The sequence below is a fragment of the Pseudoduganella sp. RAF19 genome, from assembly GCF_052114165.1.
Taxonomy (GTDB): Bacteria; Pseudomonadota; Gammaproteobacteria; order Burkholderiales; family Burkholderiaceae_D; genus Rugamonas.
This window is the reverse complement of the sequence record NZ_JBFREF010000023.1, coordinates 1-7,708: the sequence shown is the minus strand read 5'-3', so window position 1 is coordinate 7,708 and position 7,708 is coordinate 1. Positions and strand designations below refer to the sequence as shown.

Sequence of the window (7,708 nt, the reverse complement as noted above, 5' to 3'; positions counted from 1 at the left end):
GCGTGGACTACAATGAGATCCGGCCTCACATGGCTCTCAAAGACCAGACGCCAACGGAATACGCTCGGAGAACGGTTTCTGGAGGGCTTGAAGGCCATTGACCGACCAAATTCTCGGCCCCGAAATGTCCATGTAATCCAAGCGGATCAGACCGACCAAATTCTCGGCCCCGAAATGTCCATGTAATCCAAGCGGATCAGCTGTTATCAAGTTTTTGCATCAGGTCGCGCGCTCTCGCGCAGCTATAAGCGCTGCACACCCCACTAACGCCGAATTGGGGCCGGCGCCGGCGCGCTTGCGCCTCTCGCCAAGCATTGCGTGCAGTCCGACCCGCAGTGGATGGGAAAGCCCCACAGTTGAAGGCGCCGGATTAAATGCGGGCGGCAGCGTGGGACCATCACAGCTTTCGCGCGCGGCTGGCATTTGGGCGCCTGCCCGTTCCACATTCCTAGCGCTCTATAGCTGTCATTCGAAAGTTATCCTGGATACAGCGGTCACCAACCGGTAGCAAACAAGGCGCCGTTGTCACCCTCGGGGCTGCGCCTCCTACGCCGTAGGGAGGTGTGCGCCTACGACCTGCGCCAGGTACTCTAATACCATGGCTAAGCCCGCTACACAGGGGTATCACTCTCAAGACGGAGCAAGATCATGGAAACGAATCAAAGCAGTAGCGATGGCAATGACATCCCTCGTTTGAAAAGCGCTGATGCAGCGGCGCCGGCAGATGCTGTCGAAGATGAGGTGATGCACGTCCGCACCGAAGGAACCGAAGGTATGGAGGGAGATCCGCAACAGGAAGGCAATGCACAATCGGTGCGATCGGGGCAGCAAGGGGGCAGCGAGCAGGGACAGGCCGTACACGAAGAGAGCCGGCAAGCAAACGGGGAACCTGATCGGGAAGATGATGGCGCCCGTCAGGATGATGAAGCATTGAGTGACGCAAACACTTTGGGAAAATCGACCGAAGCGTCCGATCATAGCAAGTGGCCATTTGCGCGAAAGCCGGTTGACCAGGCAGGCACCAGTGCTGAGCAGTGAAGGCACTCAACGGCGGGGCGTCCGAACGGCGTCAGACTGAAGGGGAAGCGAATGGAAGTGCTACAGTATCGCGATCATGCGATCACGTGTCTTGTGGTCAAAGAAGCGATGGGCAAACCCAATATGAGGTGGAACTGTCATATCAGCATCGGACGAGGCAGCGCACAGCCAGTGACGCACTATCGCCTGTCCGTCTCAGCCTGGACGGCCAGCACTGCCAAAACGCTGGGACTGGAGTGCGCTATGCAACACATTGATGAGGTGCTGGACGTGGCGTTCGATCCAAAAAAACCGTGATGAACTGACGCGTGCTTCCGATTCGGGTCGTGCGCGAAGGTCCACACCGGGGAGGGGCTGAGTAGACGCGCCGGCCGGCGCCCGTGCAGCGAGGCATGTTCTTCTGATTGGCACTTTTCCGGCCATGATTTCGGTTAGTTCCCCATAAAATATGACGTGCCGTTGATCAGCTGATCTGGCCATCGGCCTGATGCGCTAATCGACCATTAGTGGCCGGCTTGATTTGCATTAGTCCGCAGCGGCGGGCGCTGTATGCGGCCGAGGCCGCGAGTGCAGTTGCCTTGCCTTGCCTTGCCGTGCGAGTCAGCAGGCGTGCGCCACACCCTGGTCATCCGGCGTAGTGTCGGATGCAAAGAGTATCGTCCAAGGTCCGGTTCAGGACGGGATACATAGCCGGTCTATAGACTGCCGATACGTTCCGCTGGATAAAGAACTGCTTGTGGCAAGGAGCGCTCGCATTTGCGGGCCTCGTATCGCGCAGCGTTCAAAACGCAGGGCTGACGGGCAACGGGCTATGGTGATTCGGCGCATTGATGAGTTGACGGCAAAGAAGGTGTCCATTGTTATCTCAGCCAGGGCCGCATTTGGCGAAGATTTCGGATATCGTACCGCCTGGTCTATCGGCTTGCCGGCCGGTTTAATCACGTCGGTGTTTGCCCGGCCTTTCCACGACACGCGGGAATTCGGCTTGGCATTTTCTGCAGCAGGTGATCGGAGACGCATGCCTCGCTAGTTTGAAATTTTTCGGCACCAAGTGGACGTGCACCATAGCGCAAATCGGAATGTGGGCCAGCGCTCGTCCTCGCGAAAGGAGCCAGGCTGGGGCTGCGCCATTGAATGGATGCACGCAACGGCAGGTTATTGATGCGCCATTGTCGGCGTCGGCGCACCGCAGCCTCACTACAGTATTCAACCTCGTTGTCGGAGCAAGTATGCTGGCAGGCGGGGCTGCATGTGAAAGCGCACTGGGGACCTGCGAATCTTATTGGACGTTTGCTCGGATGGAGCAGCAACACAAGGAAAGCCAGACTGAGCACCTGTATGCTCAGTGTGCTGAGCATTGTTTGGCGACTGGCCGAATTCCTTTCAAGATTTCTGGACGTTATTGGCATAACAGACGTGTCTCTCTACGCTCGCCATGATGGACCTCCGCATCAGCGATTTCCGAAAGGCGAATATGAAACAAGTGTCGAAGAAAGTACTGCGCGCAGTTTTGGTCACTGCGCTCGGTTCCAGCGGGTCTATCGCGCAAGCGGCGCCCATCGCAACGGTTTCGCAAGCCCCACAGCAAGGGCAGCCAACGCCTGTAGCGGACAATACCAAAGTGAACAGTCGCGACAAGGTCGAACGCTCACAGACGCCGCAAGCGCAATCGAACGCGAAAGCTGATCGCAAACTGTTGGCGACGGTGCGCCGCGCTATTTTTAGGGACAAGTCACTGTCCGTGATGGCGCACAACATCAAAATTCTGGCGGAAGGCGGCGTTGTAACCCTGCGGGGGCCAGTGCAGAGCGATGACGAGAAACGTAAAGTGGAAGCGCTCGCAAAGTCAGTCTCCGGCGTGTCCAGCGTGGACAATAAAATCGATATCAAGAGTAACTAACTCAATTGGAGAACTATTATGAGTACAGCCGTATATGGCATTGCGCAGGACCACACTCACGCAGAAAGCATCGTTGCCAATTTGAAGGAGGCCGGTTTCTCCAACAACGAAATTTCCGTCTTGTTTCCGGATAAAGGCGGGACCCGCGATTTCGCCCACGAACAAAACACGAAACTGCCCGAAGGTGCGACCACCGGTGGCATTGCCGGCATGGGCACTGGCGCCGTGCTTGGCTGGCTGGCCGGTATCGGTACGCTGGCCATCCCGGGGATCGGCCCATTCATCGCTGCAGGCCCAATCATGGCCGCCCTGGGCGGTGCTGCGGTTGGCGGCGCAGCAGGCGGCTTGATTGGCGGTCTGGTGGGCATGGGTATTCCGGAATACGAAGCCAAGCTGTATGACGGCAAGGTTCGCAATGGCAATGTGCTGATTTCGGTGCACACTGAAAGGTCCGAGCAGGTAACGGTTGCGAAGGGCATACTGGAACGCGGCAGCGCGACGGACATCAAGTCTACTTCGGAAGCGAGCGCGCCATCCGGCCGTTAAGTCAACCACGAGGCAGCCGGGGCTGTCTCATGGCACTGCTGGATGTTAGCGGTTGTGCATAATTTTACCGCGGAACGTGTAACTGAGCGGACGAGTAGAGCGCTCCTGCGTTTCGTTTGCCCCTTCGGACCAGGTGCTGTGTGGTCCCGCGCAATGTGGCACACTCCGACGGTCACTAGGATTCACCGATAGCACGCGCGCGATGGTCTCGTCGGGAACCTTCATATTCTTGAGGTACCGGGATGCGTAGGACTGTCCATGCGTCTGCATCAACAGCACAGCATGCTCAATATCGGCTGCAGGTCCGTTGTTCTGCCGTCGATCTCTACTTTTTCGCATAACGTTACCTCCAGATTGACGGGGAACTCGTGTTAGACCAATTGACGGGCGGCGTCGCTGCACGAAGTTCTCTTGATGAATGCATTATGCTCTCTTATCGAAAACAAGGGCGCTGGATGCCAGCGCCTGCTGCAAGATGGCACAGGCTAATCGCACTCCAAGGAACCTGGATAGCCGATCTTCGGCAGGCATCCTGGACAAAGCCAATCACCGTAGAAGTTAACTGACGATATTTCCTGTCGTCAATCAGGCCGCCACTTTGCTCCATGAGACCTCTGGGCCTGCGCCTCCCTTATCGTGAGTTGCAGGGATTGCTGTGGCCGCAGGCGGATTCAAGCTATCGATCATCGTGCTTGGGATCAGGATTGTGGCGCCGCGCTCTTTCGTTGTCTCGTAAATAATATTCATCGCTCGCAGCTGCAACGCTGCAGGATGCCCTGCATAGGTGTCAGCTGCCTCGACAAACTTGCCGGCAATAGCAGCCTCGGCAGAGCCGAGAATGACACGCGCCTGCTTTTCGCGTTCTGCTTGCGCTTGACGAGACATAGCATCTTGCAAGGCGACGGGAATTGCAACGTCTCGAATCTCAACAGAGCTGACCGATATACCCCATGGCGCCGTCTTCCGTGCAATGACATCCTTCAGCAGCTCATCAGCTTCCTTACGTTCGGACAAGAGCGACCCCAGCATTGATGCACCGATCATTTCACGCAACGACGTCTGCGCTACTCGATCGATTGCTTCCCGATAATGCGTAGTGGCCAGAGCTGCCTTTTCCGCGTCATGCACATGCCAGAAGATGATCGCATCGACATTGACAGGAACCGTGTCTCGCGTGAGCGCCTCCTCCGCATTAAATGCAGTGGTCTGAATCCGCACGTCAATTATCGCAATTACGTTATCAATAATTGGGATCATGGCAAACAGGCCGGCTCCTTTGACACTCTGCAGCTTACCCAGCCTTAAAATGACATACTTTTCCCATGCGTTGGCCATCTTCAGCGACAGTGCGATGACAATTCCGACGACGAAGAACAGGAAAGCTAGGTATGAGTTGACCCAGTAGGCACTGCAAGCGCTCGCGAGCAGACAGGCGACGACTAGAAATGATGTTACGGGGTTCATGATAACGTCCGTGGGAATGCCCTCCTGATGAGTTCGGCTCTCATCAAAACAAGCGGCGTAAAAGCGAAGTTAATAGCAATGGGATCACTCGCTGGAAAAGTACAGCATAAGGCTTCGTCCAATGCCGCATCACAATGCGACTGATCGAAGGTCTCGGTATCGCCCCCCGGCAGGGCGCTGTCCCCAGACGGGGACACTGATAAATATCTGTCCATATGAAACTCGCACAAAACAACGACAGTCATTCGCAATCTGGCCATTAGTTCATCGACCGCGCGAATGTCTCAGTCAGATGCATTAAATTCACTATTGGCTATATTCGGGATGCCGTCGGTACGCATGCGCACATATGCAATCGCAACGTCGAGACAACGATTCAACGTCCGAAATTCGTCGACGGAAAAAGGCGCGTCACGCTCCACAGCAAGGTCTGTGATGGCCTGGCACAAATCGCCATAGTTGTGGACCACGTCATTGACGGTAAACCCCAGTGCCAGCATGTCTTGGCCGTGCAGTGTCGCAGACGCACCGACCTCTCCGTGTGCTATTCCGCGATCAGAGATGGGGAGCATAACTTGGCCTTCGAAGGCGTAATTCGACTGTTCGGAACGTAGAGTACGAATCAACTGTTCAAGAAACATCGGCACGCCGTTCTGCAATTGTTCGGCGGTCGCGATGTGTTCACGTGCAGCCACTTTTGCCCGACAGCGAGCGATGAGTTCGCGTCGATTATTAGCCAGGAACTCGTGCAGCATCGCAGTCCTCCTCCCCCCGCACTCAATCCGGCCGATCGGTTTCTTGCAGGGCCGTCGAATATTTTTCTCTACTCCATCAGTATAGGGCGAACCCGGCCATGATACTTGCAGAATCTCCAGTCCGTCTGGCCTAGTGCGTATGTTCGTAGACGTACAGTACAAAGGACAGAAGCGAGGCAAAATAATACGGTGCTGGTTCAAAGGGAGCGACGTGAAAACCGACCTACAGCGGCTCAATTCGCTATTGGAGCGGTTCATGCTACGATGCCCTTCTAAAGGAGGATGTATGGACGCCAATATTCCATCTGAGTACCTGGGTCCATTCCAAGAAACATTGTTTGAGGATGGTTATCTGGTCCGTTACGCAGGCCATGACCCGGAAAATTCGGGCAAGTGGCGAGCAATTTTCAAAGTCCTCAGGGGGCCTCGCGTTCTGCACACGCAGATCCTGGATATGCCGTTCGAATCGCAATCCATGGCGGCAGCAGCAGCGCTGGAAGCTGGTGTTCGTGCCGCTGATCAGCTCCGTTCCATGAACCAGTGAGGTGTACTCATATGGACCTGGAAACGCTGTACTGCCAACTTGAAGTTTTCCGAATGCGAGCCTGCGATTGACCACTTCGGCTGCTATTTCCTCTGCCCGCACTGTGGCTACCGCAATAAACTGAAGAACGTCGGTAAGCCTGACGGACCGGTTGAGTTTGTTCAGGTCGGTGATTGAAGGCGCGCATGCTATGCTGACCTTTCCGATTAGTTCACCGGGAAGGAAGTCATCATGAGCACCGAAAGCGAAAAGGATATGCAGTACATCGCTGGGATCACTGAGCGGCAATTGGAAAAGGCCAAGGAGATTTACCTCAAGTCCTATACTGGGACGGATAACCCAATCATTCTTGCTGCCATCATTCACGCGATGGCCCTCAATTTCCAAACGCATATGCTTATGGATTGAGAGGTTCATGCGGCCGCTTGGAATACGTCTGGATGCACGGGATTCAGGAAGTTATGGATGCGATCCTCACACCCGAAGTATTCGGCCATATCCTCGAAGCCGATGTAAGTGCAGCCTTCGCGTAGCGCGGCCACCGAACAGCCAGATCGAGCCGTTCGGCTTCAGCACGCGTGCTACTTCCCGTAGCCAGCCGTCAACCGCCTTATCCCATTCCAGGCTGGTGTCGCCGTACGGCGGGTCAGCAATGCATAGGTCGGCACAGCCTGCAGGCAAGGCACGCAGTAACTCGCGGCAGTCGCCAAAGTAGAGTGTTGCTCCGCCAATGATTACCGGATTCGTCATATCACTCACCAAACGGCCGCGCCGGCGCGCGCAAGACTGTATGTGCGTGCCGGGATCAATCCTCGTCGTCTTCGGAGTGCGTGATCTTGCCCCTCCATTCCCGGAAACAGCCTGATGCTTAGTTAGCGTCAGTTTCCAGCGCCTGACGCCGCCGCTCTTTCCTAAACATGCATGGCGATTTGTAGCCCAATGCCGAATGTGGATGTACTTCGATGATGTGCCTGAAGGCGTCGGGCAGTTGGGCCAGCACGGCGGCGCCGCTGCTGCGATCCATGCAGGCGACGTAATCGCGTTTAAACGTATTCACGAAGCTCTCTGCCATGCCATTCGACTGCGGGCTGTTCACGGGCGTATGCACAGGCTTGATGCCCAGTTCATGGGCCAAAGTGTGCGTCTCGATGGCACGAAAAGCGCCGCCATTGTCACTCAAGAATTCGACAGTAATTGATCCGCTTGGATTACATGGACATTTCGGGSCCGAGAATTTGGTCGGTCAATGGCCTTCRAGCCCTCCAGAAACCGTTCTCCGAGCGTATTCCGTTGGCGTCTGGTCTTTGAGAGYCATGTGAGGCCGGATCTCATTGTAGTCCACGCGCCAAGCCTCCACGATGGCCTGAACCTCGGTCAAGGAGGTGAACCAGTGGACGTTCAGGCATTCATCACGCAGTGACCCGTTGAACGTTTCGATAAAGCAGTTGTCGGTTGGTTTGC

The 7,708-nt window shown here is 55.7% G+C and carries 9 protein-coding genes and 2 pseudogenes; 6 read left to right on the top strand and 5 right to left on the bottom strand.

Annotated elements, in window-relative coordinates:
• Positions 1 to 648 precede the first annotated feature (648 nt).
• The 4 genes from AB4Z19_RS30375 (at position 649) to AB4Z19_RS30360 (ending at position 3,484) form a co-directional block, all read left to right on the top strand.
• A complete protein-coding gene (locus AB4Z19_RS30375; RefSeq protein ID WP_442028281.1) occupies positions 649 to 1,038 on the top strand; it encodes a hypothetical protein in 390 nt (129 codons plus the stop codon).
• 51 nt (positions 1,039 to 1,089) lie between these two features.
• Positions 1,090 to 1,335: a hypothetical protein gene (locus tag AB4Z19_RS30370; RefSeq protein WP_442028279.1), complete on the top strand. Its 246-nt coding sequence runs from the start codon at positions 1,090 to 1,092 to the stop codon at positions 1,333 to 1,335.
• A 1,138-nt stretch (positions 1,336 to 2,473) separates the two neighbouring features.
• Positions 2,474 to 2,938, top strand: coding sequence for a BON domain-containing protein (locus AB4Z19_RS30365; RefSeq protein WP_442037125.1), 465 nt, complete (start codon positions 2,474 to 2,476; stop codon positions 2,936 to 2,938).
• An 18-nt stretch (positions 2,939 to 2,956) separates the two neighbouring features.
• Entirely contained in the window at positions 2,957 to 3,484 is a 528-nt protein-coding gene (locus AB4Z19_RS30360) for a hypothetical protein (RefSeq protein ID WP_442028276.1), read from the top strand.
• A 585-nt stretch (positions 3,485 to 4,069) separates the two neighbouring features.
• Here the strand turns inward: AB4Z19_RS30360 and AB4Z19_RS30355 are convergent.
• Positions 4,070 to 4,948, bottom strand: coding sequence for a slipin family protein (locus AB4Z19_RS30355; RefSeq protein WP_442037123.1), 879 nt, complete (start codon positions 4,946 to 4,948; stop codon positions 4,070 to 4,072).
• A 350-nt stretch (positions 4,949 to 5,298) separates the two neighbouring features.
• Positions 5,299 to 5,478 (bottom strand): annotated as a pseudogene (locus AB4Z19_RS30350) (sensor histidine kinase); the annotation flags it as partial.
• A gap of 511 nt (positions 5,479 to 5,989) precedes the next feature.
• Between AB4Z19_RS30350 and AB4Z19_RS30345 the strand changes: the two are divergent.
• Together AB4Z19_RS30345 and AB4Z19_RS30340 are read left to right on the top strand one after the other, a co-directional pair.
• Complete coding sequence (locus AB4Z19_RS30345) at positions 5,990 to 6,247, top strand: hypothetical protein (RefSeq protein WP_442037121.1); 258 nt, start codon at positions 5,990 to 5,992, stop codon at positions 6,245 to 6,247.
• A 231-nt stretch (positions 6,248 to 6,478) separates the two neighbouring features.
• Positions 6,479 to 6,655 carry a hypothetical protein gene (locus tag AB4Z19_RS30340; protein WP_442037119.1) on the top strand — a complete coding sequence of 59 codons (177 nt, stop codon included), beginning with the start codon at positions 6,479 to 6,481 and terminating at the stop codon, positions 6,653 to 6,655.
• A 66-nt stretch (positions 6,656 to 6,721) separates the two neighbouring features.
• On the opposite strand, the gene AB4Z19_RS30335 is transcribed toward AB4Z19_RS30340, so the two are convergent.
• From AB4Z19_RS30335 to AB4Z19_RS30325, 3 genes and pseudogenes are all read right to left on the bottom strand, one after another.
• Entirely contained in the window at positions 6,722 to 6,997 is a 276-nt protein-coding gene (locus tag AB4Z19_RS30335; protein WP_442030339.1) for a DNA methyltransferase, read from the bottom strand.
• A 118-nt stretch (positions 6,998 to 7,115) separates the two neighbouring features.
• Positions 7,116 to 7,436, bottom strand: a pseudogene (locus AB4Z19_RS30330) (integrase core domain-containing protein); the annotation flags it as partial.
• 54 nt (positions 7,437 to 7,490) lie between these two features.
• The coding region (locus tag AB4Z19_RS30325) for an integrase core domain-containing protein (RefSeq protein ID WP_442037117.1) at positions 7,491 to 7,708 on the bottom strand (218 nt) is incomplete at its 5' end.

What these genes read in the sequence shown, in the direction of transcription:
- AB4Z19_RS30375 (WP_442028281.1), top strand. Translation starts at nt 649, where the DNA reads ATGGAAACGAATCAAAGCAGTAGCGATGGCAATGACATCCCTCGTTTG.
- AB4Z19_RS30370 (WP_442028279.1), top strand. Translation starts at nt 1,090, where the DNA reads ATGGAAGTGCTACAGTATCGCGATCATGCGATCACGTGTCTTGTGGTC.
- AB4Z19_RS30365 (WP_442037125.1), top strand. Translation starts at nt 2,474, where the DNA reads ATGATGGACCTCCGCATCAGCGATTTCCGAAAGGCGAATATGAAACAA.
- AB4Z19_RS30360 (WP_442028276.1), top strand. Translation starts at nt 2,957, where the DNA reads ATGAGTACAGCCGTATATGGCATTGCGCAGGACCACACTCACGCAGAA.
- AB4Z19_RS30355 (WP_442037123.1), bottom strand. Translation starts at nt 4,948, where the DNA reads ATGAACCCCGTAACATCATTTCTAGTCGTCGCCTGTCTGCTCGCGAGC.
- AB4Z19_RS30345 (WP_442037121.1), top strand. Translation starts at nt 5,990, where the DNA reads ATGGACGCCAATATTCCATCTGAGTACCTGGGTCCATTCCAAGAAACA.
- AB4Z19_RS30340 (WP_442037119.1), top strand. Translation starts at nt 6,479, where the DNA reads ATGAGCACCGAAAGCGAAAAGGATATGCAGTACATCGCTGGGATCACT.
- AB4Z19_RS30335 (WP_442030339.1), bottom strand. Translation starts at nt 6,997, where the DNA reads ATGACGAATCCGGTAATCATTGGCGGAGCAACACTCTACTTTGGCGAC.